The following is a 24,567-nucleotide window of genomic DNA, read 5'->3' as shown; positions in this document are numbered from 1 at the left end:
GTACTCCACCAGAACCAACAGATGGCAACAAAACCAAATGCGATGCAACAACCACAAAACAAGGCAAGCACAAAGCTCAGCTGGCCGACCAGAGAGATCCTGATCCAGGGCATTACCGCAAGCTGTATATTTCTATGCGCCTATACAGCATATGCCAAACTGCAGGACCATGACAGGTTTTACAGGGGCCTAGCGGCTATTGCCCATATAGGAGATCATGCCCTTATGCTCAGCTGGTCGGTACCCATCACCGAGCTACTGATTGCCCTACTGCTGATTGTGCCCAGAACCCAACGATTGGGCCTTTATCTGTTCATCCTTATGATGTGCCTATTCACCCTGTACATCGCCAGCATGCTGTTATGGGCATCAAAGCTGCCCTGCAACTGCGGTGGCGCCATCGAAAAACTGAGCTGGAACCAGCACCTTTGGTTCAACCTGGGCTTTATCGCCCTGGCCATCCTTGCCATCCGGCTCAAAGACAACCGAAATTTTAAAATTAAAAATCAAAAAAAATGAACAACATCAAAAAATTCGCATTGGGGCTAATGGTAGCCGCCTTTGCCTTCTCTTTCAGCGCCTTTACCACAAACCAGAAACTGACCATCGAGCAGTGGCACTTCAAAACCGGGGAGCCACTTGCCAATGCCGACAATCCCTCTTCCTATGAAATGCTCTCGAGTATCCCAGCTCCATCATGTCCGGGAGATGAAGTATTGCCATGCGTGGTAGAATTCGACAACCAGAACCCCGGCACCCCGGATCTGGCGTCTTACCTTGCCACTTTCCCTAACGATGCGGCAATTGCTGCCGATGCGGTAAGCAAACGCGAAAACTAAGGCAATGGTGCCGCCCTCCAAGCGGCACCATTTTTAGCTTAATTCAATTCCCTTACATTCAATCATACATTTTCAACTGATTGTCTTCTTAAGACCAGGCTGCTTTTGTTCTTTTTTTAATCGTTCTGTCCCATCCCGTAAATCTCTGTCACCTCATCCGGTATGCACACGGCAAACCTCACACTTACGGGCTCAAGCCTTTAAACCAACGTTCATAAAAATCTATGATGCTATGATGCACAATTTGTCCCAAAACAGTACCTATTCAACCCTAATCACTCGGGAGGGAATCTCGAAGAATTCCGGAACACCGCTCCGAATGTAATTTTCCTCATAGAACCTATCCTGGAGCACACAGGCAAAAACACGCAAAATGAGTTTATTCCGAACAGCATTTAGCACAAGCATCTTGTGCTTGCCCTCATCCCTGGTCTTTTTGATATAATAGTCGGCAATCTCCCATTTTACCCTGAGTGCGGATACCGCACAGATATGTAAAAGCGATTTCATCTTCTTGTTGGCCATATGTGATACCCTTGCCCTCGAGGTCATGGTACCGGACTGCTTTCCAAACGGTGCAATCCCGGCATAACAGGCAAACTTCTTTGGGCACCTGATGTCACGAAATTCATTGGTACTGATCAAAATCTGTAAGGCGGTCACCGGACCAATACATGGAACCGAAACTATCTGTGCAAATATCCTCGATAATCGTTTATCTTGTGCAACAAGCCTTGATATTGCCTTGTCAACATCAGCTATATCAGCCTTGACCGAATCGATGCTGCGCTGGCATAACTGGTTGGCCGTTCCAGCAATTCCTGCCTTGATGAACTGCTGTTGCTCTTTTAGAGGTTCGGCAATCGCTTCCCGCACACTCATTAGCCTTGAACGCAGGGTGGCCAGATTGGCAAGTTCCAACATGATCTGCCGTTTTGGAATCCACAGCCTCAAATCCTCCCTGCACTTATAGGCAAATTCGGCAATCCGCATGGAATCAATTTTGTCGTTCTTTCCACGGATCAGTCCAAGCGAATTTTTGATATGTCCAGCATCCTCGACTACAATATTCGCCTTCATCCCACTGAGCACCTCCATATAATGGTTGCCGTAAAAGCCAGTATTTTCCATCACGAACACCGCCCTGTACATCGCAAAGTTCCGGATCTTTTTCACTTTCTCCATAAAAGCGTTGATCTCCGCCACATCGTTTTTGATCACTTGATGGAAAAGCAATGTCCTGCCTTTATAGACCGCATGGTCAAGTTTGTTCTTCGAAATATCGGTACCGATGAAGTAGGTATATTCATCGGCGTTGAGATGTGCAGGCATAAAATAGTATTCTAGTTCAAATAAAAAATGGACGGGCACTAAATCTTGCTCTAGGTCTTCCCTTAGATGTCTGTCAGCGCTCCTCCCGCCCAATAACCGTTAAGGTTTACAAACCAATTGTGTGTTGACCTCCAAAACCAAGATGGACATTATCCACTGATAGGTCGCTAGCCTTGCTGGCAGATTTGTTCCCCAACTGGTAGAAAGCCATCTCAAAAGGTTAATGCTGAAAATAAGTTTTTTTTAAAAATTCCAGGTGGCAACAGAGATCCCAATGTAATATAACGCAATGTCTGATCGTCCACTAATCGTTCTGAGCCATACCTGAAATCTCTATCACGTCATCCGGTATACTCATGGCAAACCTCCTGCTTCCGGGCTCAAGCTGGTAAACCGTACCATTAACCGTCCTCGTGATCCCGATATTTGCCCCCTGTACGTTCAGCCTTTTGATATCCATCCATCTCAAAGCCCTCATCAAAAGCTCCTTTCTTCTTTCCAGCAGCACAAGCTCGATCGCCTGCTGCTGACCGGAGATCTGGGGGACTACATAGGTGGATTGCCTTGTCAGCGGATCGATACGGAAACGCTTGACCATCAAAATCCTTAAAAGCTCCATCGCCTCAGCTATCTTGTTCTCCCGGGCCTTGCACTCGGCCCCGATCAGGTAAACCTCGTCTGCCGCCAGCCCTGTAAAATAGTTCGAGGAGCCCTCATAGCTTCCCTTGAAACCATATGAACCATCGGTATTGGCTCTGAAGAACACAGCCCTTCTAAGATCATTGGACTGATAGGTGTTATAAAGCTCCCTAGAGATCATAGCCGTTGCATTGCTTACAGCAGAAAGGCTAACAGCCCTACTCTGGTAGATCACCTCGCTGCTGAGCTGCCTGATGGGAAAGGCCGCGGTTGGAACAAGGCTGTTGAAATCAATCAGCTGATGGGGCATCGAAAGGCAGAGCGCCGCCTGCTCTCCAGCCTTGGCAAACTCCCCCATGGAAAGATACACCCTTGCAAGCATACCGTGGGCAGCCTGCCTTGAGGGCCTGGTCGGAGCAACGGCCACGGCAGGCAACAGTGCCACCGCCTCATTCAGGTCCTGCACGATCAACCCATAGGTCTGGGCTACCGTAGACCTCACAGAAACCTCGTTGAAGTTGGTGTTCAGCCTCAAGGGAAGACCAGCCTGCTGGCCCGCAGTTGCCGGGTCATAGCCCAGGCACCAGACCTGTGCCCCCTGGAAATAGAAATGGGCACGCAGGTATAGCGCCTGTCCCCTGATCTGATCCCACTGGACTCCATTTTCGGAGCTGCGTGGAATACCCTGCAAGGTCTCCAGGGCCATATTGGCCACATGGATCATATCATACATCCGCTTCCATTCGTTGATGACCGGGTCATACAGGTTCCCCTTCTGCCAGGTGTACATCCTTCCCATCTGCTCGGTAAGCGCGGCAAACCTGGCATCGGTAACCGAGTAGTCATCCGCTGAAACCTCCCCCGACATCAGATCGGTCTGGTTGACGGTAATCGAATAGTCCAACAGCGCCTGGGCATCCTTCAGCTTGGAGGGAATGACCTGGTTCTTTGTCGGTTTTTCATCAAGGAACTTCTTGCAGCCGCAGGCCATGGCTGCCAGCATCACAAGCAGCACCAAAAGATAGTTATAGTTTGTAGTTTTCATAAAATAAGCTTTAGGTCGAAAAAATTTAAAACTCCGCCCTGAGGCCGATAGCGATATTCCTGGTCAATGGGATACTCGATTCTGGATAGTCCGGATCAATACCGTTTTTATTGGCCGTCCACAAAAGCCCCAGATTGTTCGCATTGGCATAAACGTTCAACACCCTGAACGGCAGCCATGCAGCCTCCTTTTTACCCAAGCGGTAGTTCAGGGTCACATACTGCAGCCTCAAATGATCCCCACGTACCACGTTCACCGATGCACCGGCGTAAAAGGTGTCCCTACCGGAAACCACAGGGTAGGCAGCAGCGGGTACCTGGGTCGTCAGCTCATCGCCAGGCTTCTGCCACCTCAGCGAATAGTCCGAATGCCCGGCCCGGGAATTATATAGGCTGTTGTAATCGATCGACTGTTTGCGGAAATAATAACCGAGTTTATAGTTCAGCGCCACAGACAGCGAAAGGCCACCGTAAGTGAAGTTATTCCCGAGGTTGCCAAACCACCTGGGCATGGCAGAGCCGTGGTATACCAGATCCTCCAGCAGGGTTCCCGTACCGGTGATGGCGGTGTAGTCGCTGCTTACCTGCCCATTCACAACACCCAGCGGAGCTCCCGTCTTTGGATCCAGCCCTTCCCACCTGTAGGAATATACCGAGTAAAGGGGCCTACCCACCCAGCCGGTCATCGAAGGGGTGGTCCCAGAGACGAACCTGTTTCCATAGACCGCATTGGAATAGAAAGCGGTCACCCTGGTGGTATTCAGGGCAAGGTTGAGCTGGGTGCTCCAGCCCAAGCTTCCCGTGAGGTTAACCGACTGCAGCTCCACGTCCATGCCGTTTCCCACCATCGAGGCAACGTTCTTGGTGATCGTGCCACCGGCACCACCTGTATAATCCACCTGCGCGCTACCGAAAAGGTCGGTTGCGTTTTTCCGGTAATATTCCACACTGCCCTTCAGCCTATCTCCACGTATCGCAAAATCCACCGCCGCATTGAACATCGCCACCTTTTCCCATTTCAGCTCGGGATTGGCATAACTGAACAGGGTGGCGTGAGGGGTCATGGTAAAGCTCGACTGTCCCCTGTAGAACAAGGTCGGATAGGCCGTGCGGTTCTGGTCGGTATTGCCACTGTAACCAAAGGTGCTCCTGACCCTAAGATAGCTGAGTACCCCTTTTTTGAAAAATGGTTCCCCAGATATATCCCATGAAAGCCCCAGCGAACCCAGCGGATTGAACCTGTTGTTGGGCAGTACCCCAAATAGGTTAGAACCATCCTTCCTAGCGCTCACAGAAAAGGTATACCTTTTCTTGTAGCTGTAGCTGGCATTGAAAAACGAGGATACGAACCTGTTCACAAGAGATACCGTGGAACTGTTGTCGGGAATCAACCCCAAGGCGCCGGAGGCAAAGTTGGGATAGCGGTTCACGTAGTCAACCGGGGCTGTAGTCAGCACCTCAGAGTCATAGCCGTAGGAGCGGTACTGGTTTGAACTGTTCACATCCTCGCTGAACTCCGCCCCCAGAAGTGCCGCCACCCCGTGATCGCCAAAGTCCCTTGAAAAATCCAGCTGCCCCCTAAGGTTCTGGCTGGGCTGGCGGTTTGCCCGCCTGTCTATGACCCCGCCATTTGGAACCCGGTAGCTCACCACCCCAGTCTGAGGATCGATTTGCGAGAAGCTGTTGATCAGATCCCTTGCAAAAAAGCTTTCCACCCCGTTGATCGTCTGCTGGTCGGAGACCTGGGTCTTGACCCTATATAGCAACGAGACCCCCAGCCCCCAGTCCATCCTGTAGCTTGCGTTCAGGTTTCCCATCACATCAAGGCTTTCGGTATCAACCGAGCGGAAGTTGTGATCGTTCAACGGATAGTACCTCCAGTCCAGAAGCCTGCCGTTACCAGCGGTCTGCAGATAACCAAGAGAGTAGTTCTTGGCCAATGGCACCGGGTTTCCCGCAGCATCTGCGAACCGGGTATACACCGGAATATTCCCCCCTGCCATCGTCACCTCCCCATAAGCTGGCCTTCCCAGGCTGCTGCCACTACTGGTCAGAAATACGTTCGAGGAAATCTCCAGGCCCTTCAGCGGCCTGAACGAGGTAAATAGGTTCGTATTCAGCCTGCTGAAACCCGCTCCAAGCTCATTCTGGTTCCTATCATAACCCACGCTTCCCCTGAATGCCAGCTTCTCGCTGCCACCGCTCACCGTAAATGCATATTGCTGATTGAAGAGCGGCCTATAGAAATACCTTGCAAACTCATCTCGCACATCCTGGTTTGCCCACTCCCCCAGCTGCTGGGACACAAAGGCATCGGACACCTGGCCCGCAGACCTACCTCGAAGCAGCGCCACAACTGGGGTCACCGGGAACTGAGCCCCTGCCGCATTGGTGACCTCGTACTTGCCCGCAGCAAAAAGCATCTGCTCGACGTCTATCAGCTCAGCTGAGGAAATCTGCTTGATCCTGAAAAGATCAGGCTCGGCGCCAACAGTAAAGTTACTGGTCAGCGAAAAATTAAGTCCCTGGTTGAACTTGGCCTTTTTGGAGGTGATCACGATCACCCCATTGCCAGCCCTTGCTCCCCAAATGGAAACCGCGGCGGCATCCTTCAGAATAGAGATGCTTTCCACCTCATTCGGGTTCAAATTCTCCAGGCTGCCCTGATAGGGAAAATTGTCAAGGATGATCAGCGGAGACCTCGGCCCCTGCATCGTACTCAGTCCCCTGACCGAAAGCGAAGGGGTCACCGTACGCCGGTCAAGGCTCACCCCAACCGCAATATTGGGCAACCGGTCCAGAATGGTGGTACCCACCTGCTGGCTGAAAAGCTTCTCATCTATAAGTGTGAAGCTGCCCGTAGCCCTTTCCCTGGGGATCTTTTGGTATCCGGTATAGATGTTCACCTCACCCAGTAAGCTCTGATCAGTCTCAAGCAGGATCTCCAGCAAAGAAACCTCTCCCACGGTAACCCGCCTGGTCCTATAGCCCAAAAAACTCACCATAAGCGTATCACCTGCCGTACGGGAAAAAGAGAACCTGCCGTTCTCACCACTTGAAAACACCCGCCCGGTTTTCACCGAGGTAAGCGAGACCCCTGCCAGAGGCTCCCTGGTCTGAGAGTCCCTGACCACCCCGGAAAACTGCTGACCGGCAGCATCCAGAAACATAAACAGCAAAAAACCAGCAACCAGCATCATCCTTGACCCAGTTCTGCCAATCAGATCCCACACCACCCTTTTCCCCCGCACCATAATTATATACTCGTAAATCTTCTTCATTATCTTATCGGTTTATCTTTGATTACAAATGTGTTGATCGGCCTTTTGGCCTTAACCAGCTTCAGTCCATACCTAGAAAGTTCACTGTTGAGCACCTGAAGGTTTCCAAGGTCCCCAGAAAGTTTGATACTGATCTGCCCGGCATATCCGGTTTCATCCAAAATCCGCATGCCCATCTTATCCTCCTCGTTGAGCCTTCCCACCAGAAATCCCATCGGAACCCTGTTCATCTCCCAGCTGCCCTCGTCCCTGCGGTTCAGAAATTCCCCACCGCTGTAACCAAAGGCTCCTTCATCCCCCTTTCGCACCAGCACCAGGCACCGGGAAACCACCGGCTCAACCACCCCCAGATAGGGCCCATACCTGTTCAGCGCATCCAGCATATCGCTGTACAGCATCCCCGCCCTATCCTTGGGCACGATCAGATCTAGGCAATAGGCGTTTCTTTTGAACCAGTCAGTTGAATTCGGATCAGAACCGGTAGCAGAAAACCCCTCGCTGCTTGTCAGCTGCACATCCAGCCTGTTTGCACTATAGGTCGCATCAAGCCCCCTGAAACACACCCCGTACAGCCACTCCATCGAATGGTTGGTAAAAAGGTATCCCCTAACCACCCCGCCGGATCTTCTGGCCACCTTCGAGCTACCCGTTCCTTCCAGCCTTCCCCTAGTCAAAACCGAATAATACAGCAGGCTGTCCATCACCAGGTCATCCGCGGAAAACAGCGGACGCTCCACATCCCTATCCACCTTGCTTGCAGCCACGACCACCTCGCCAGCAATCGCCTGGGCAATACCAGCTGCCGAGAAATCCTCACCCGAGGTCATTGCCACCACCTTCCCATCCGAACCGATCCACACATAATGCGGAATAAGCCGATGCGGAAAAAGCAGCCTCAACGACCGGTCCTCTATAATAGAGCCCAGCACCTCTATCTTACCTCCGTTCACCCCCTTCATGAACTCTCCAAAGCCCGACTTATCCTCATAGGTCACAGGAAGTATCTTCACCTTGCCAGCAAACTGCCCCTGAAGAGCAATCATCTTATCAAAATTCCCGATGCACGAACCGCACCAGCTCGCCCAGAAATCAAGCACCAGAAGCCTGCCCCTATGTTCCCCCAGGCTCCTTTCCACCACCTTCCCATCCGAATAGACCCTGTGCTGAATCCTCCAGAAATCCTCCCCCACAAAATCACCCACCTTCAGCCCACCGGACAGCGAAACCTGCTCCTGCCCCACCGCACAAAAATTCAGGCAAAGCAATGCCCATACGCATAAAATCGTTATTTTTTTCATCATTAAAATCAGTTAAACCATCCCCCAATCCCCAACAAAATCCTCACGGACAGGGAACAGCAAAAAATAGAAGCAACAGCAAACAAAAAAGAAAAGAAAAGAAAAAAAGCGGGCGGCACGCCCCTGCCCAAGCAGAAGCAAGACATAAAAAAACTATTAACCACCTAAACGAATATGCCGCCACCCGCCTATATCGGAATCAAACCGGAGACTTGATGATCAGTGCATATAATTGTTTTCTGGTAAAGATTGGTTCTAGAGGAAATAAAAAACCACCAAAACCGCTTACTTCTTCCTTTGGAAAAACTAGCGTATTTTCAGTAATTGTTTTAAGTTGTCTTTCCACGGTTAAAAATTTTAACCAAAAGAAAGCATAAAGATTTGGGCCACCTTGATGCATATCCCGTAGTGAAGGTGTAGGACCACCACCGCTCGAAAGCGGCCGAACACAGAATAAGCAGGCGACCCAAATCCTGATACTATGCAAAGATAGTATAGGAATTGAGTTTTCCCTACTTCTCGTGTTCGAACGTCCTACTTTTCACCACAAGTTCTTTCAGTATTACCTCAATTCATTTTAATGAATTAATTTTTTTTAGTTCTTTTTTACAATAGTTATAATTTTTTATAATAATAAGTCTAATATAATGACAATTTTTCAAATCCACAAGTGGAGTTGATAATTTTTTTTTATATATGTCAATTGCGTTGGCAAAATGGCAACTAAATCCAAAGATATTGTGTATGTTGAGATATCTGAATTAGATTATCTAATAATCAAGAATATCAGGGAAATAAGAATGAGCAAAGGCTTGACTCAGTTACAGCTATCTCAAAGAATCAAACTAGCAGATGGATTTGTTTCAAAAGTTGAGACTTTAACAGAAAGAGCTAAATATAGCATCCGTCATTTAAGTTTAATTGCCAAAGTTTTGGATGTACCGGTAAAGGAACTTGTCCCATCTGAAACTCCTATTCACGATCTTGTCATATTAACCTTCAAAAAAGTTCATAAAATCAAAAAAGATGGATCAATATCCTTAAAAAAGGACCTGCAGCTTATAGATATCCAACCTATAAGAAAAAAATAATTTAGGCCTTTTAATTAAATTATAAAATAAAACAATAAAGATGTCGAAGACTTGCTTGTTTTATGTTACAATTGAAAAGGCATGGGTAACTGATTTGATGTTACTCACAATTAGTTAACTTTTTTAACTCTTTTGTCTTGTGAAGAATCTTCAGACAGAATTTTTTAGTAAACGCTGAAGCCGATTGAAAAGCTTTTTTTAACAATGCTAGGTCATTTTTTTTATGTTAAATACTATTTATCAAAAGTTGAAAGTTTATAAATGATTTCTAAGAAATACATGAAATGCACCTACCTGTAGACAATTGTCCGTTGTATCATAAACAACATAAATCAATCTTTGGAAATGGACATTAAAGTAAAGTTTGGTCAACAGCTTAAAAGGTTGAGGTTAGACCAAGCATTATCCCAAGAGAAATTGGCCAACTTAGCTGAATTAGATAGAACTTACATTCCAAGTATCGAGAAAGGTGAACGAAATGTATCACTTGAAGTAATTTATAAATTAGCAAAGGCCCTAAAAATTGAAATCAAAGACTTTTTCGTTTAATTATGCCAGTTAGAGTTGCAGAATATTTTGGTCAAAAAACCGTAGGAAATCCTAATAAGATAATGCCAGTTACTGGAGAACAGAACTGTCCATTTATGAAGGATACTTGTGTTAAGCTAAAAGAAAGTAAAAAACCTATATGCACTGTGACGCAAACTAATGGCGAATCATGGATTGTTTGTAGACATAGGTTGTGTGCGACAAAAAGAATCGAGCTTTTGCCTTATCAAAAAGAATTACTTTTCGAAGTTGCAAAATGTATCTACGGAGACGATGTACTTCCCCAAGACATTGCAATACGTCAAGAGGAAAACATTCCAGTTATTGATGGCTCAAGCTACCATGCAGATTATATAATGAAAAACATAGGAAACCGCGGAAGGAGTAGCGGTCAAAAAAATGTGATACTAGAAATGCAAGGTGGTGGTGAGACGTCAAGTACAGGAGCAATTACAAGGCATGTTCATGAATGGGAAAATGATCCGCTTCGCACAAATGAACAATTAGCAAAATTTGTTAAAGCAGCTCCAATAGTTACCAATGCTTGGAGAAGGCAACAAGAACAATTTTTGATTAAAGGAAATATTGCTCAACTTACTGGTGGCGGTATGGTCTTCTGTGTTGGTAATTTGCTTTATGATTACCTATGGAAACGAGTTAAATATGCAAATTTAGTTGATTTGAAAGAAAATAATTGGACTTTGGCTATAATCGGCTTTAACGAAATTTCAGAACCCAACTCATCTATACTCCACTTTAAAATTGATGAAAGTCGAACAATTTTTACAAACTACATTACTTTCGTTCAAACCTTAATAGCTGTTGGTAAGCCACACCCTAAAATGTTTCAGGGTTTTTTCAACCTTTTAAACGGAGAAATACATAAAAACACTTAGAGACCTAACTTCTCTACAGCAATGATTCTTTCCCCGATCCATTCTATAATGGGTACAGCTACCGCATTACCTACTGATCTGTATCTATTCGAGTCCATTGTTCCGGAAAGCCCTGCAGTTTTTCGTATTCCGAAGGCATCATTCGTCGAACATACAGCATCTGAACTTCCTCTTGAATCAAGGGTATAAGTTTCTCCATCATTTCTGAATCCTTTAGCTTGTGGCCCTGCAGATGGCTTCCTTCCGATTCCAGCATGTTGGATAGAATAGACAGTTGAGTTTCCAGAGCCTTTTGATAATCCTCCGGAAGATTCGTCCCTCTTTCCCATGCCCGATTTAGGAGCGATTTCAGTTGCTTCGGACTCAAAAAGTACCTCGCTGGACTTGAGGCTTCCAAGACTTCCGACAATGTAGACTCTTCGTCGTCGCTGTGGTGTTCCAAAGTATTTAGCATCAAAAATTCTCCACGAAATGCCATACCCGAGTTCATCCAAGGTTGATATGAGTATTCTGAAATCCTCCCCCTGGTCGCTATTGAGTAATCCCGGAACATTCTCAAGAATGATCCATTTAGGTCGTCTATCTCTGAGGAGCTCAGAGAATCTATAAAACAATCCACTTCTTTCACCTTTTAAACCCTTTCTTTTACCCTGATTTGCTAAAGATAAATCCTGACATGGGAAACCACCACACCATATATCTGCATTAGGAATTTCTTTAACATTTAAACTATTAATATCGGTATTCAATTTTACATTAGGCCAGTGTTTTTTAAGCACTTTTTGACAAAACTTGTTTATTTCTGATTGAAAAACAACTTTCATCCCAGCATTTTCCAAACCCAAGTCGAAACCACCTATTCCGCTAAAAAATGATGCAACTCTCAATTTCATATAATTGACTAATATAGTCGATTTAGCTATACTTAGAAAATCCAATTAATATAAACTTTCAACATTGCATAAAACCAAAAAATACAATGCAGTTCAGATACCACCCATATCTGGGTTTTAACTACAAAAAAATTGAACGTTATTTAATTATCTTTCTTTTGACAAAAAAGTATCATCTAAGAAAATCATATGTAATTACGGTTTCCCGTAATTACCAATCTAAAATATTCCTTAGCTTGCCAAAATTAAAATATTATCCCAATGGGAAAGACCAAAGAAATTAAAACTGTAAAAGCACCTGTAAGCAATGATGAGATAGAGGTCATTTCAACCATGAAAAACCCTCGGTTGGTAAAACTAATCGTAAAAAATTTCAGGTGCATAGGATCTAAAGCAGTCCATATAGACCTCAATGATATTGTAGTATTAGTAGGTCCTAACAATGCAGGTAAAAGTTCACTCCTCAGAGCATATGAACTTGTTATGTCTGAAGGCTCAAATGAGGCAAAGATAAACCAGGATGATTTTCCCAACAAAATAATAGACCCAGATAACCTTCCCGAGATTGAACTTCATACAGTCGTCTTCGAAGAACGTGTTGGAAAAAATTGGGTAGAGACAACCGAACAAGGCGAACTACTCGTCCGAGAAAAATGGACATGGAATAGCGTGGGCTCACCGGTTAGACGAGGATGGGATGTTACAACGGGAGACTGGCATGCTTCAAAAGCGCCTTTTGGCCCCGCAGGAGTTGCTAATACCAGAAGACCTGAACCCCATAAGGTAGATGCTTTTAGTAAACCGGAAGATCAGGCTGAAGCTATCAAAAAACTACTGATGGCTGGGATTTTGGAGAAGGTTAGCCAGATGAAGACCGACCAGCAGAAGAATGAATATCATCAAATGCTAGAATCAATAGAAGTTGTACAGGCTAAAGTAATAAAAGATACAAGAGGACAAATAGACTCTGCAAATGATGAGCTGAGTTCGCTTATTGATAAAGTCTTTCCAAATTATAAGATCAGTTTTGATGCTCAGCCTGACAAAAAATCAGAGTCCGTTCTATTCAAATGGACTTCTGATCTATTGATGGGTCCGATGGATGGATACATGAGTACAATTGACAAGCAAGGAAGTGGGGCACGAAGAACTTTGCTATGGACAGCGCTGAAATATATATCAGAGACTACCAGACCAAAAGTCGATGGAGATATTCCCACCCGTCCACATATATTACTGATTGACGAACCTGAAATATGCCTACACCCGAACGCTATCAGGGAAGCATGTAAAGTACTTTACGACTTACCTGCGTTTGGTAATTGGCAGGTAATGGTAACTACGCACTCCCCGATCTTTATTGACTTTTCGAGAGATAACACAACAATTGTCAGAGTAGAAAGAAATGGCAATGGTGATGTGGAAGGAACCACTATTTTCCGCCCAGACAAAGCCAAACTCGACGAAGGGGACAAGGAAAACATCAAACTCTTAAATATGTGTGATCCATACGTTGCAGAATTTTTATTTGGAGGTAAAGTAGTAGTTGTCGAAGGTGATACAGAATACACTGCATTCAACTACATCAAATCCAAACATTTAGAGGAATATAAGGACCTGCATATCATAAGAGCAAGGGGAAAGGCCACGATAGTTTCATTAGTGAAAATTTTGAACCATTTTGGCGCCAGCTATTCGGTTTTGCACGACAGTGACATACCAAAAACCAAAGCTGGTAAGGGAAACCCTGCCTGGGGTAATAATTACAATATCCTAAAAGCTGTATCGGATAAACCTAATGGAACGAATGTGAGATTATTGGCATCTCTACCAGACTTCGAAAAGGCCTACTTTGACATGGAGGTTTCAAAGGAAAAACCATACAATGCCATCCTTACCTTGTCCGAAGATGAAGAAAAATTTAAGACTGTAAAACATTTATTGGATGCATTAATTGATCACAACAAACAAACTCCTAAAAACTGTATTCAATGGTCAGACATTGACCAGTTGGAAGTCGATTTGAACAGAGCTATGGAATAATATTGTCTAGATGGGAGAAAAAACTTGAATATAACCAAATGTTTTAATTATACTCTTAATTATACTAATTCGACCGATAACTGATTATAATCACTAAAAAATTATAAAGGAGAGCATTTCAAAAGCGGATGTTCAGGACTTGCAAAAAAAATTGATGAAACTCTTAATCAATTATAAATTTACCAGTGCTTAATATTTAGACCATATTTTTTTTCATTGGGAAATTCTAATCACATTGCCACTACTCCCTAGCAGCTCTTTTGAGCATAGGTAATGAATTTATGAAAACACATAGCATATTGTAAACATAGGCAACATTAACACGATGATAAATCCGATTTAATTTGGCGACTATAGGATTATCATTATTTTGCATTACAATTAAATTACGTTATCAATATATCTCAAAAATGACCCAAACTAACTACTCCCCAGACTTACCAGTAGAAACGCAGAATCAAGATAGATTTCAGAGATTTAATTTTTCCAAAAGAATTGCCGAAACTATAATTAACAGAAATGTATCATCCTGTATCGTCATTGGAATTTATGGCTCTTGGGGTGAGGGCAAAACATCTGTACTAAACTTTATAGCCGAGGAGCTCGTCAAAGAAAAAGCTCACGTAGTGATGAAATTCAATCCATGGCGATATAAAGATGAACAAACGTTATTAACACAATTCTTTTACCAATTGGCAAATTCCATTGATGTCAAACTCAAAAATAATAAGGAAAAGGTAGGTGAATTACTCAAGAAATATGGAAGCTTAGTAAGTTTTGAAATACCTGTCATGGGAAATATCGGTCAAACTATCGAAAAAGCAGGTGGTGTTTTGGATTTGACTGACACTGAACAGTTAAAGGCAAGAACAAATAAACTTATTGAGGCTTCAGGCAAAAGAATTACAATCATGATCGATGACATAGATCGTTTGGACAAAGAAGAAATCCATGCCATATTTCGGATTGTAAAACTGACTGCTGATTTTTCTAACACTAGTTATGTTCTTTCTTTTGACGAAAGAATGGTGGCCGCAGCTTTGGGCGAGCGCTTTGGAGATGGAACTATTATATCTGGACAGAACTTCCTAGAAAAGATTATCCAAGTGCCTTTGCGTCTTCCAATGGTAAGACCAGAAATCATTCAGAAATTTTCCCTTGACCAGATAAAAAAGCATTTAAGCGATAACAGTATCCAGTTACATGAATATGAAATGGATAGATTTCTTGACGCATATAAATTTGGAATATTAGCAAGAATGAACACACCGAGGGTAGCTACAAGATACTCGAATACGCTTTCATTTTCAATTCCGTTACTTAACGGAGAGGTCAACATTGTTGATCTTATGATCATTGAAGCGATAAAGATTTTCTATCCGGCGTATTATAATTTTGTTAGATACAATGCGGATCTCTTTCTAGGTAATCGTCAACTGAATGACCCAGATGGTTCAATAACAGAGTTCATAAATCAAAAACTATATTTGCTGAAAGATACTACCAACGATGAAAATGGGGCGATACAATTATTGAAGACCTTATTTCCTATATTACGGGGAGAGGAAAATTTTTACACTAATGATAAGATATACTATAAAAACCAGTGTATAACCTCTCCTCACTACTTTGAACGATACTTTACTTACGCGGTCATTATTGGCGATTTATCAGATCTTGAAGTCAAAGACTTATTGATAACACTTGATAAAAAAACAGATGCATTTCTCCGTGTCAAGAATTTAGTCGAGTTATATTCAATGAATACTCTTCTTTCCAAAATATCAGTTGTTGCCCCACAATGTACAGATATAGACAAAATTAGCTTTTGCTGCTTTATGGCAAAACATGGCGATTATTTTACAGGAAATGGGCATGAAGGAACTTTTGAAATAGGAACTATGAGTAAGCTCGCGGTAGAGATAATTAATGAAATTCTATTGTCAACAGAAGAAGAGCATCAAGAAGAATATGGAAAAGTGATTATTGAGGCGTCATACGATATTGATTTTTTAACAAACATGATTGAAGAATGGGAAAATGATAAAAGATCATTATTGCGGACGAAGGCGTCCAGATCAAATTTGTTCAGAAAGTTAGCTATAAAAAGAATTGTTGCACTAGCCAAACCCTTATCAATATTCAAGTCCTACCCTCTATATTCTAAATACTTATGGAATGTATGGACAAATATTGACTTTGAGGAGTCTCAAGATTATCTGAAAAAAGTTTTGAATGAAGATGAAACGGCGTTTATTGATATATTAAATTTATTTGTTGAGAACGAACGCAAATCCACTAATGATTTCATTTATCTGAAAAACTTGAGGAAATCATCATACGAAATAATAGAACTCTCGACCGATGTTGGTCTGTTGGTTAAACAAATCAAGAAAATGTTTACAGATGAACAATTATCTTCTGAGGCACGCTGGATTGAAAGGGGGGAAACTCAAGATTTAGAAAATCTGACAAGACAATTTCTTGCATTCAAAATGGGAACAGCCCCTAAAGTTGACAAGTAGTTTCATATTTGTTTTCAATACCAATAGCTCTGAAACTCTCCTCGAAAATAGATAAATAATTGTTGATTAAGTGATTAACACTATCCCCTTCAAATCATTGCCAAGATCTTCAGAAAGCTAAATTAAATTTTTAAGAAATTATGTTATTACATATTAACTTAAGAAAGAGATGCTTACGGTTAAAAAAAATTAAATCAACCAAATAAAAACTCATGACTAAAAAACCAACACCAAAAGATAATTATTACAAAATAGCCTTCTTCACAGGATTAGGGCTATTATTAATTTCAATATCTTTTCCATTCCTTGTAAATGCCTTTATGAATGACTGGCAGAAAAGCGGAACATTCGGAGACACATACGGCGCGTTGAATGCGCTATTTTCGGGCGTTACTGTTGTAGGTCTTGTGCTAACCATACTTATGCAGCGAAAAGAGCTTGGATTCCAACGGGAAGAAATGGCACAAACTAGAAATGAATTTTCAGTTAATCGGATCACCAACATTATATATAATCAGTTAGAGAGATATGAAAAGGCGGTAGAAAATCTTAACATTACCAGAGGAGGGAGACTCTATAATGGATATGAGGCGATATTCTTTCTGGATTCTGCGAAAAATAAGGTGATCTTTGGCCCATTTGATGAAACACCTGAAGATCAGAGAAAAACCGCTATTAGGAAAGCAAACTGCGAGGCAATGACTATTTACAGTGAGAATGACATCTCCATTGCACAGTTTGCGATGGCGGCCTTCAACGCTGTTAAGGTTATTGAGGAAACCCTATATTCATCTGAAATCTCCATCGAGGTAATGAATAATCTAAAAAATATATTCTTCCGCAACATCGGCTTTATACAACTAGGTATCCTTGAAGATATTGAAGAAAAATACAGAGAAAACAATGAGCTAAGCGTAGAAGAAGGAAGTAACTTCATGGAGGAGTGTGACATTGATACGGGGAAACTTGGAAAAGCAAATATTTTTTTAAAATCTATAAATAAGTTTCGCAGTACCGAAATCACGCAGGCTTCTCTCGATGAGATTAAGAAAGATTGGGATAGACATTTCGGTAAAGTAGCTTAATGATATCACATCTATAAATATTTTCTATATATATATATTTAGCAAGAGCGATTGGACAACTGTTAATGTACAATTATGAATATCGAACCTTAGTAGCTATCTATAATTCCTGAACAATGCTACCCAAACATCAACTTAGCAGGTTTATCACCTGTGACTGGCATTATCTGTGAGGAACAGGAGAATAATTATTCAAAAGCATCCGGTTTACTCCTAATGCACGCGCATTTTAAATACGGAGGTTTAAAGTATTATGATCCACCATTCGCTATTGCCCAAACCTACCCAAACCCTCAAACTAACGGCTCTATCAGACGTCGCTGGCAATAATTGTTGATCCTGTCTGCAATCTCCATCTGCCAATTGGAAATAAAATTTTGATTGGAATACCTGTCCATATCAAACTTCAGCCTGATCACAGAGCACCGGTAATGTTGGTCAACCGAAACATCCTCATTATGGAAATATCCATCAATGAAATCATCATCGGATCCTGGATAACAGAGGATCGTATGATCCGAACCGAAATACTTTGTATAGGCATACATCTGCTGGAGATCACCATGGGATGGCCTGTTTCCGCCTGGCAGCTTCCATTTGGTATCCAGCACATATTTCACCCCATCCTTTAGGATCACAACATCAGGCTTAAGGCCAACAGGCCTCCTGCCTGAAAGTTTCCAATAAGGCTTACTTGACTGCGCCTGAACCTGCCCATCGAAAATATATTTCTTTAAACTCTGGTATACAAACCGTTCCCAAAGAAGGTTCATATCGAACATGATGGCAACCACCTGATTTTTCCCGCCATTGATGTCGGGAAAATAGTTCAACAGCAGCAACCTGGAAATCATCATGGCCTTTCTATAATGTTCATTTTTCCGCGAATACACTATTTTATCGAAAATAGCCTCAGATACCCTCAAGTCCGCCATTTCCGGAAAGTTCAGCAGCAGCGCATTTACCATACTGGTCAGTGCCTGGTTGGCATTTACCGTTCTGATAAGCAATAGGGTTTTATAAAGCAGCTGATTTAGCAAATGCTCAGAATCAAAGATGGTATACTTCACAAAAAAGCGCTCTTTGTGAACCGTGTTGGCAGCAATATGTTTTTGAAAGATGAGCTTACCCTTAAGGGCGATCGAATTTGCCTCGACCTTCCTGTACTTCTTCAGCAGCCCCCTGTGCAGGATAAGCTGGACATGGTCCAAAAAAGACTCCAGATAAAGATCCAAAATACTGTTCCGCTTAATTTTAAGACTGGTCTCACTGGAAGCTGCCACATCCAGATGCCCGACCTTTTTGAGCATATCCACCAATATCTTTTTCCACTTATCTTTTCCACCCCTATCAATCTTGGGCAGGACCTCAATAGTAAGGTTACCCACTTGGATCACCCCCACATATTCACAGAACTTGACCCCCTTATGAATCAGTGAATAATACGGCACTCCATCTTCTCCGCTATGGCGCTGAAGCGCTTCCAGCTCCGATGGGCCAAGCCCATCCTCTGGGCTCGCAGATGACCTTAGCGTTTCATATTCGAACACTGTGATGGTCCGCCTATTCATCGGCAGCAATTTTCTTGCCCATCAAAAGATCTACCGCCCTGTCAAAGTCAACCTTCATCTTTCTGCCGTTGACAATGATCTCAAAGGAATCCTTCATACGATAATCCAGGATTTCGTACACCTCCTTATCGTTCAGTCCATCACTATCATAATCAAAGTAAGCAAAAAGATCCTTGTCAACCTGGTTTTTAACCCTGATAAACCCAGCTCCCAGCGCAAGCCCTATCTTGCCAAGGTCCCCGTAGAAATATTCCTGTAAAAGCGGAATGATTTTCCTGTAGATCACCTGCTTAAGGTCCAATTTTGAATAGACACCCATCAGGTAGGAATGACCGATTGAATGATCTGATGACAGCAGCTTTTCCAGCCGTGCATTAATCTTTTCAAGGAAACCTTTCATGTCAAATGCATTGGAGAAAGTGAAGTCAAAGATGGTTTCATCCGCACCATCCTTCATTTTTTTCCAATACTCCTCTTTTTGGTTTTCGTTCATGGCTAACAGCTCCGAAGCATCAAGCAGATGATAGAGGCTTTGCTCCTTCTCCAAAAAATCACTATTGTTCCAAGGCTTATCCTCATGTTCCCACCATAGCTGCCAGACCAATCGCTGAGGGGTGAGCAATTCTGGTCTGGATGGCATCTCCTGAAAACTGAACCTGCGTCTCAATGCGGTATCCAGCGCCTCAACACTACGGTCGGCTGTATTCATCGTACCGATCAGGTAGAGGTTCTTTGGAACCGTGAAGGGCTGAGCGGAGTATGGCAAAATAATCTCCAACTCCTCCTTTTCACCGGCTCTCTTATTATCCTCTATAAGGGTGATCAGCTCCCCGAAAATCTGGGAAACATTTCCCCTATTGATCTCGTCGATGATCAGTACATATTTTTTGGTGGCATTATCTTGGCCTGAAACGCTAAATGGGTAATGTTCCGCAATATACCTGCTGATGGCTATGGTATAGGAACTCCAGTCATCGATGATACCTTCCATCATATAATGCATTACCATTTTTTTGGTGACCACCATTTCGGTCGCATTTGTGGTCTGTGGAATGGATACCACGTTATGGTTGGAATTGATCCTGATATTGAATGGCTTGTCCCTTGTTGGAGTTCGAAGGACCAGGGTATTCTCATTCTCTACAACCTCTTCGATAAACCTCTTATAAGAATCCTCAAAGCCCGACACGGACTTGGTCTTTGCCGCCTGGATACAGAGCTTTTTGAAAATGCCATCAGCAACGCGGTAGTTTACCGCATCCTCAGTACCTCTAGGCGCTACTGGCTTGATGCCCTCGATGAAATCTTCATAGGCCAAACTCTGGTGGAAGGTACAAAAGGCAATCTGACCACTGGTATCATCAAAATCCTTTATCAGCAGATCCTTGAACCTCTTTGTAAGTACATTTCTATTTGCAATGTTTGCAGTATAAAACGCGTTGTCGATGATCTGCAGTGCCTTATCTATGGTATGGTAGGTCTTGCCCGTTCCTGGAGGTCCATAAAGTATTTGATTTAGTTCCTGAGCTGTGTTTTTTTGGCCGTTATCATCCATCTGGTTATTGGCTATTGGGATGATCGCACGAATACGCTCACCCATGTTATTTTCAAGATAGACCAACTGGTCCATTATTTTTTCGATCAGATCATTGTCCTTTGGCTGCAGTCCCACCTTAGTTCCGATACTTTGGGCTTTATGCCATTTTATCCATTCAAGACTATCAGGCAGACCATCCCCAATCAACTGGTAAAAGCTAAATTTGTCAGGCCCCTCAAAATGCAGGTCTACAAAGAAGCAGTTCTTATATTTCCCCCTACTCCTTATAGAAACTTCATAATGCGCCTGGTGGGTGCCAATCTTCCCTAGAGCATCCTCAATCCATACAAAACTATCCTTTGGATTGACCATGCCCTTATCCATGAATCTCCCCTCCATTAAAATGAAATCCTTCAGAATGCTTTCCTGCTCGGACATTGCCTCCCTGAGGTTATCGATCACACCCGTAAAGGTCACGTCATTCTTGTCCAGCATCTTGAACAGAATATCCTGCGCTAATAGCTTATGGCTATCATCTTTATAGATATCCTCTGGCAGCTGATTTGAAACCAGCTCCAGCAGCTCCTCATCGGGCTGGATATAATCTCGTACAAAGTCTGCTACCAGACCTAAATAATGGATATACTTTTCATTCTTCTTTTTGGGCTTCTGACCAATTAGCAGACAATATTTCCGATAAAACGAATTTTTATAAAAGGTATAGGTCCCAGGATACTTGACCGTCAGGAAGGTAGCTATGGACCGCTCGTCATGATGGTGTCCCATGTCCTGGCCCATCGAGCGGTAGGTAGATAGAATCTGCTCCTGAAAGGAAAGGATTCGTTCATACAGGTCTACAGTTTCATCAAACAAAATCCTGAACGCCTGGCGGTATTGATCTGGATGCTCGATCAGAATATGCTTTCTCACCCGGTCATTGTTGTAATAGACCAGATTGCCATAATTGAATGCTTCCATCTCGGTTTTGAAATCCACGGCATCTGTGTCAGGCATCCCCTTTAGTTCGCTCAGCATTCGCCACTTGTAGATCTCTTCGGAAAGACCTTTTTCTATCAGGTCTTCCTTATATTTTTCCACCATCTTTCTGATGGGGTCAACAGTTTTCTGCTCGATCTGAAATTCGGGACCAAGGGTTTTCAAAAATTTTTGTGCCATTGTGGTGGTCAGCTCTCTATGAGAGAGCAACTCCCCATTGGCATGCTCGTTTGCCACAACAACCACATGCTTTGGAGGGTACTTGTTCCCGTTATAGTTCAGGTCATAGCCGTTAGATTTACCTAGAACGTAACGTAATCCATTTTTATCGATGTCCTGCAATGCCTGCAGAACATGTTCCTTGGTAATGTTTTCTGGTATCAATGAGAGCGGAATTTAAAAGTTATAAATTTTTTTTCGAATGCATAATACGGATTTTTCCAAACATTCCTACATCCACATTCCAATTTATTACACCATATATTTAAATTTCACGGCAACTTATCTTCATATTGGCATCATTCCCGCCAATTGATTCTGCGCGAAGGGTTTTTTGCAGGCCGAAAAAGAGCGCAGGGAAAAAGCAAAAAAAAGGGGTTTCCCCCTTAGATTACCCCCTCCTCTGCAAGCGACAGATAACCCTCGGCACTAACGATCAGATGATCATGCAGCTCGATATCAAGAAGACAAGATGCAGCCTTGAGCTTTCTCGTCAAAGCGATATCGGCACTACTGGGCTTCAGGTTTCCTGAAGGATGGTTATGGGCAAGGATGATCCCACAGGCGCAGCACTTCAATGCCGTAGCAAAGATCAGCTTGGGATCTGCCAGCGTGCCGGATATACCGCCCGAGGATACCTCAAAGATCCCGATCACCCTATTGGCCCTGTTCACAAGAATGATCTTGAACTGCTCCTGAAGCTCGATCCTATCCAAATCCCAAGACCCAATAAGCACATCGAACGCATCCTTTGAAGTGGCAATCCTAGGCCGATCAGTTGCCCTGAACTTGGGCCTGTAACTTACATTGATCTCAGCACAATGAAACTTTCAGGTGGGGTTGAATGACTTTTCCATAATTACCAGATTTTAAGGTTTAAAAATTAATTATGGTACCCGATCAGCCCGCAGCGACCACTAAGGGCAAGGTGGAGATCTTAAAAATGTGGAGGGATCCCGCCGAGGCGGGAAACCCATTTTTCAGATACTACCTTGGCGAAGCGAACCCATGTGGGCGCTGCGGGCTAACTTTGTAGGATAATTGATTGAAAAAAATGCTTTCTGACAAACGAATTTAGTCAAGCATGGCATGTGTCATATCATTATGAATTAGCCAGAATGTGATGGAATTGAATTTTTGACTTTAAAGTAAAATAATTATTAATTGATGGATTTTAAAAAAACATCCTGAAATTTCATATGCCGTAAATAAAAACTTCCTTTTGAAGGTCAACGAACTTAACCTAGAAATCAACTAGTTACATTGAACTAAAAATCCTCAATCAAATTGTTAATATAATTATGCTCCCTGGCTTTTCAATCTTGACTAAATGAGAAAAGCTTTGGGTTTCCAAATAAAATTTTATTAGCTTTAACTATAAGTTAACAATAATCATGAAATCGTTAAGGCTCTTTCCTATAGTTTTGGTATCTGGTATTCTGCTATTTTCAGGGATGAAATGTAAAAAAGAAACATTGGACCCAGATGGCTTACCAAAATTTTCGCAGACTGGGGCAATGGTCTTTGCTTGTAAGCTTAATGGAGTGAATTGGATATCGTCTAAAAAAACTGGTGATATTGTAGGTGGAGTTAATGAAGATTTGATATCCTTCAGGGGCACCAAGTATGATAATAATTATGAGATATTTGAAATTCAAATAAATAAACCTGGAAGCAATACTAGTTTCAAATTAAATGATCCATCAAACCAATTTGCTTTATATATAACAGATAAGGTTTGTCAAAATTCATCAGGTAATAACACCAATCGATCCAAATCAAGTGATGGTGAGGTTTTATTTACCAAAATTGACAAAATCAATAAGATAATTTCTGGCACTTTCTGGTTTGATGTTCCAACCGAGAAATGCGGTAATCTAAAGATTACAGAAGGTAGGTTTGACATTCAATACAATTAACCCAAATTTTTTATATTTATGAAAAAATTAACTGCTCTTCTGTTAATCTTCTTTTTTTTTGTTTCTGTTGCAAACGCTCAACAGGATACTACCACTTTCTACGGAAAATCAAATTACATGTTCCAACACTTGGACAAAAGTCAGATTTCCACAGGGTTAATGAGGGATTACGGAATTGAGTTCTTAAACCTTGGCAATTATAACGGCTCATTTCTTGCAGACAGCAATTACGTTGGTCTTCAAGAGTGGAGATTGTTATACGCAAGCTTATATAGTTCCCAGATAAATTCCAATTCTAATATGTTATATTTGGACACGATCAACAAAAGAGTAATAAATTATATTCCCTTAAACCTGCCAATTACTTTTGCCGTTTTGCATTACAATTACCAGAGTGTGCGTGAGGATGCTTTGAGTGCTAACTTAATTACTGTAAGCAATGACCAAATGTTTGATGTTCCCGGCAGAAGTCAAAGTCCATACCAGAACAACCAGATATTTGCGGTAGCGCCATTACGTCAAGCCGCAGTTTTGGGGAGCAATAGCATAATATTTAGGCCTAAAATGTTTTTTAGCAATACTGGAAAAACACTCAGTAGCATTGCCATAGATATAGGCGAGACGGGTTCTTATCAGGGGGTTACATTTAATTCACCCTTTAATGTCAACTTTACTCAAGCTGGTTTCGTCTAAATTTCTATTCGAATTACATATTCAGATTCTACGGTCAGCTATGCACACACAAAAGTTTTGGTTTATCCCTACCCAGATGATAACCAAGAACAATTACGAACCTTAGGTACGCAAAAA

General features: G+C 42.8%; 19 protein-coding genes. 11 read left to right on the top strand and 8 right to left on the bottom strand.

Annotated elements, in window-relative coordinates:
* Nucleotides 1-21: 21 nt before the first annotated feature.
* Nucleotides 22-519, top strand: coding sequence for a MauE/DoxX family redox-associated membrane protein (locus AC07XU_RS17230; protein ID WP_494944869.1), 498 nt, complete (start codon nt 22-24; stop codon nt 517-519).
* Nucleotides 516-839: a hypothetical protein gene (locus AC07XU_RS17225; RefSeq protein ID WP_494944868.1), complete on the top strand. Its 324-nt coding sequence runs from the start codon at nt 516-518 to the stop codon at nt 837-839. Before AC07XU_RS17230 ends, AC07XU_RS17225 begins: the two co-directional genes overlap by 4 nt.
* 261 nt (nt 840-1,100) lie before the next feature.
* Here the strand turns inward: AC07XU_RS17225 and AC07XU_RS17220 are convergent, their stop codons facing one another.
* The 4 genes from AC07XU_RS17220 to AC07XU_RS17205 all read right to left on the bottom strand — a co-directional run bounded on the left by AC07XU_RS17220 (nt 1,101) and on the right by AC07XU_RS17205 (nt 8,436).
* Nucleotides 1,101-2,171 (bottom strand): IS110 family RNA-guided transposase, encoded by a 1,071-nt coding sequence (locus AC07XU_RS17220; protein ID WP_494944867.1) that lies wholly within the window; start codon nt 2,169-2,171, stop codon nt 1,101-1,103.
* Between the two features lie 304 nt (nt 2,172-2,475).
* Complete coding sequence (locus AC07XU_RS17215; RefSeq protein WP_494944866.1) at nt 2,476-3,855, bottom strand: RagB/SusD family nutrient uptake outer membrane protein; 1,380 nt, start codon at nt 3,853-3,855, stop codon at nt 2,476-2,478.
* A 25-nt stretch (nt 3,856-3,880) separates the two neighbouring features.
* Complete coding sequence (locus AC07XU_RS17210; protein ID WP_494944865.1) at nt 3,881-7,135, bottom strand: SusC/RagA family TonB-linked outer membrane protein; 3,255 nt, start codon at nt 7,133-7,135, stop codon at nt 3,881-3,883.
* Entirely contained in the window at nt 7,135-8,436 is a 1,302-nt protein-coding gene (locus AC07XU_RS17205) for a hypothetical protein (protein WP_494944864.1), read from the bottom strand. Before AC07XU_RS17205 ends, AC07XU_RS17210 begins: the two co-directional genes overlap by 1 nt.
* Here AC07XU_RS17205 and AC07XU_RS17200 point away from each other — a divergent pair.
* The 4 genes from AC07XU_RS17200 to AC07XU_RS17185 all read left to right on the top strand — a co-directional run bounded on the left by AC07XU_RS17200 (nt 8,400) and on the right by AC07XU_RS17185 (nt 10,969).
* Nucleotides 8,400-8,810, top strand: a complete 411-nt coding sequence (locus AC07XU_RS17200; protein WP_494944863.1) for a hypothetical protein — start codon at nt 8,400-8,402, stop codon at nt 8,808-8,810. The genes AC07XU_RS17205 and AC07XU_RS17200 overlap by 37 nt on opposite strands.
* Nucleotides 8,811-9,149: 339 nt before the next feature.
* The gene (locus AC07XU_RS17195) at nt 9,150-9,524 is read left to right on the top strand and encodes a helix-turn-helix domain-containing protein (RefSeq protein WP_494944862.1); all 375 of its coding nucleotides are present in this window, start codon (nt 9,150-9,152) and stop codon (nt 9,522-9,524) included.
* Nucleotides 9,525-9,869: 345 nt separating this feature from the next.
* Nucleotides 9,870-10,073 (top strand): helix-turn-helix domain-containing protein, encoded by a 204-nt coding sequence (locus AC07XU_RS17190; RefSeq protein WP_494944861.1) that lies wholly within the window; start codon nt 9,870-9,872, stop codon nt 10,071-10,073.
* Nucleotides 10,074-10,075: 2 nt separating this feature from the next.
* Nucleotides 10,076-10,969 carry a hypothetical protein gene (locus AC07XU_RS17185; RefSeq protein ID WP_494944860.1) on the top strand — a complete coding sequence of 298 codons (894 nt, stop codon included), beginning with the start codon at nt 10,076-10,078 and terminating at the stop codon, nt 10,967-10,969.
* Here AC07XU_RS17185 and AC07XU_RS17180 read toward each other — a convergent pair.
* The gene (locus AC07XU_RS17180) at nt 10,966-11,862 is read right to left on the bottom strand and encodes a DNA cytosine methyltransferase (RefSeq protein WP_494944859.1); all 897 of its coding nucleotides are present in this window, start codon (nt 11,860-11,862) and stop codon (nt 10,966-10,968) included. The genes AC07XU_RS17185 and AC07XU_RS17180 overlap by 4 nt on opposite strands.
* A gap of 261 nt (nt 11,863-12,123) precedes the next feature.
* Here AC07XU_RS17180 and AC07XU_RS17175 point away from each other — a divergent pair, with 261 nt between their 5' ends.
* The 3 genes from AC07XU_RS17175 to AC07XU_RS17165 all read left to right on the top strand — a co-directional run bounded on the left by AC07XU_RS17175 (nt 12,124) and on the right by AC07XU_RS17165 (nt 17,515).
* Nucleotides 12,124-13,905 carry an ATP-dependent nuclease gene (locus AC07XU_RS17175; protein WP_494944858.1) on the top strand — a complete coding sequence of 594 codons (1,782 nt, stop codon included), beginning with the start codon at nt 12,124-12,126 and terminating at the stop codon, nt 13,903-13,905.
* A gap of 410 nt (nt 13,906-14,315) precedes the next feature.
* The gene (locus AC07XU_RS17170) at nt 14,316-16,430 is read left to right on the top strand and encodes a KAP family P-loop NTPase fold protein (protein WP_494944857.1); all 2,115 of its coding nucleotides are present in this window, start codon (nt 14,316-14,318) and stop codon (nt 16,428-16,430) included.
* Between the two features lie 212 nt (nt 16,431-16,642).
* Entirely contained in the window at nt 16,643-17,515 is an 873-nt protein-coding gene (locus AC07XU_RS17165) for a hypothetical protein (RefSeq protein ID WP_494944856.1), read from the top strand.
* A 293-nt stretch (nt 17,516-17,808) separates the two neighbouring features.
* Here the strand turns inward: AC07XU_RS17165 and AC07XU_RS17160 are convergent, their stop codons facing one another.
* The 3 genes from AC07XU_RS17160 to AC07XU_RS17150 all read right to left on the bottom strand — a co-directional run bounded on the left by AC07XU_RS17160 (nt 17,809) and on the right by AC07XU_RS17150 (nt 22,602).
* Nucleotides 17,809-19,086: an McrC family protein gene (locus AC07XU_RS17160; RefSeq protein ID WP_494944855.1), complete on the bottom strand. Its 1,278-nt coding sequence runs from the start codon at nt 19,084-19,086 to the stop codon at nt 17,809-17,811.
* The gene (locus tag AC07XU_RS17155) at nt 19,079-22,003 is read right to left on the bottom strand and encodes an McrB family protein (RefSeq protein ID WP_494944854.1); all 2,925 of its coding nucleotides are present in this window, start codon (nt 22,001-22,003) and stop codon (nt 19,079-19,081) included. The genes AC07XU_RS17160 and AC07XU_RS17155 overlap by 8 nt, the downstream gene beginning before the upstream one ends.
* A 221-nt stretch (nt 22,004-22,224) precedes the next feature.
* Nucleotides 22,225-22,602 carry a JAB domain-containing protein gene (locus tag AC07XU_RS17150; protein WP_494944885.1) on the bottom strand — a complete coding sequence of 126 codons (378 nt, stop codon included), beginning with the start codon at nt 22,600-22,602 and terminating at the stop codon, nt 22,225-22,227.
* A 630-nt stretch (nt 22,603-23,232) separates the two neighbouring features.
* Here AC07XU_RS17150 and AC07XU_RS17145 point away from each other — a divergent pair.
* Complete coding sequence (locus tag AC07XU_RS17145; RefSeq protein WP_494944853.1) at nt 23,233-23,757, top strand: Riean_0653 family protein; 525 nt, start codon at nt 23,233-23,235, stop codon at nt 23,755-23,757.
* Nucleotides 23,758-23,775: 18 nt separating this feature from the next.
* Nucleotides 23,776-24,450 (top strand): hypothetical protein, encoded by a 675-nt coding sequence (locus tag AC07XU_RS17140; protein ID WP_494944852.1) that lies wholly within the window; start codon nt 23,776-23,778, stop codon nt 24,448-24,450.
* Nucleotides 24,451-24,567 lie beyond the last annotated feature (117 nt).

Source organism: Pedobacter sp. GW456-11-11-14-TSB4 (genome assembly GCF_059424425.1).
Note: the sequence above shows the minus strand (reverse complement) of the source record. Positions and strands in the feature narration are given on the sequence as shown.

What these genes read in the sequence shown, in the direction of transcription:
- AC07XU_RS17195 (WP_494944862.1), top strand. Translation starts at nt 9,150, where the DNA reads ATGGCAACTAAATCCAAAGATATTGTGTATGTTGAGATATCTGAATTA.
- AC07XU_RS17190 (WP_494944861.1), top strand. Translation starts at nt 9,870, where the DNA reads ATGGACATTAAAGTAAAGTTTGGTCAACAGCTTAAAAGGTTGAGGTTA.
- AC07XU_RS17220 (WP_494944867.1), bottom strand. Translation starts at nt 2,171, where the DNA reads ATGCCTGCACATCTCAACGCCGATGAATATACCTACTTCATCGGTACC.
- AC07XU_RS17145 (WP_494944853.1), top strand. Translation starts at nt 23,233, where the DNA reads ATGAAATCGTTAAGGCTCTTTCCTATAGTTTTGGTATCTGGTATTCTG.
- AC07XU_RS17140 (WP_494944852.1), top strand. Translation starts at nt 23,776, where the DNA reads ATGAAAAAATTAACTGCTCTTCTGTTAATCTTCTTTTTTTTTGTTTCT.
- AC07XU_RS17165 (WP_494944856.1), top strand. Translation starts at nt 16,643, where the DNA reads ATGACTAAAAAACCAACACCAAAAGATAATTATTACAAAATAGCCTTC.
- AC07XU_RS17160 (WP_494944855.1), bottom strand. Translation starts at nt 19,086, where the DNA reads ATGAATAGGCGGACCATCACAGTGTTCGAATATGAAACGCTAAGGTCA.
- AC07XU_RS17180 (WP_494944859.1), bottom strand. Translation starts at nt 11,862, where the DNA reads ATGAAATTGAGAGTTGCATCATTTTTTAGCGGAATAGGTGGTTTCGAC.
- AC07XU_RS17185 (WP_494944860.1), top strand. Translation starts at nt 10,076, where the DNA reads ATGCCAGTTAGAGTTGCAGAATATTTTGGTCAAAAAACCGTAGGAAAT.
- AC07XU_RS17225 (WP_494944868.1), top strand. Translation starts at nt 516, where the DNA reads ATGAACAACATCAAAAAATTCGCATTGGGGCTAATGGTAGCCGCCTTT.
- AC07XU_RS17170 (WP_494944857.1), top strand. Translation starts at nt 14,316, where the DNA reads ATGACCCAAACTAACTACTCCCCAGACTTACCAGTAGAAACGCAGAAT.
- AC07XU_RS17215 (WP_494944866.1), bottom strand. Translation starts at nt 3,855, where the DNA reads ATGAAAACTACAAACTATAACTATCTTTTGGTGCTGCTTGTGATGCTG.
- AC07XU_RS17230 (WP_494944869.1), top strand. Translation starts at nt 22, where the DNA reads ATGGCAACAAAACCAAATGCGATGCAACAACCACAAAACAAGGCAAGC.
- AC07XU_RS17205 (WP_494944864.1), bottom strand. Translation starts at nt 8,436, where the DNA reads ATGATGAAAAAAATAACGATTTTATGCGTATGGGCATTGCTTTGCCTG.
- AC07XU_RS17175 (WP_494944858.1), top strand. Translation starts at nt 12,124, where the DNA reads ATGGGAAAGACCAAAGAAATTAAAACTGTAAAAGCACCTGTAAGCAAT.
- AC07XU_RS17200 (WP_494944863.1), top strand. Translation starts at nt 8,400, where the DNA reads ATGCCCATACGCATAAAATCGTTATTTTTTTCATCATTAAAATCAGTT.
- AC07XU_RS17210 (WP_494944865.1), bottom strand. Translation starts at nt 7,135, where the DNA reads ATGAAGAAGATTTACGAGTATATAATTATGGTGCGGGGGAAAAGGGTG.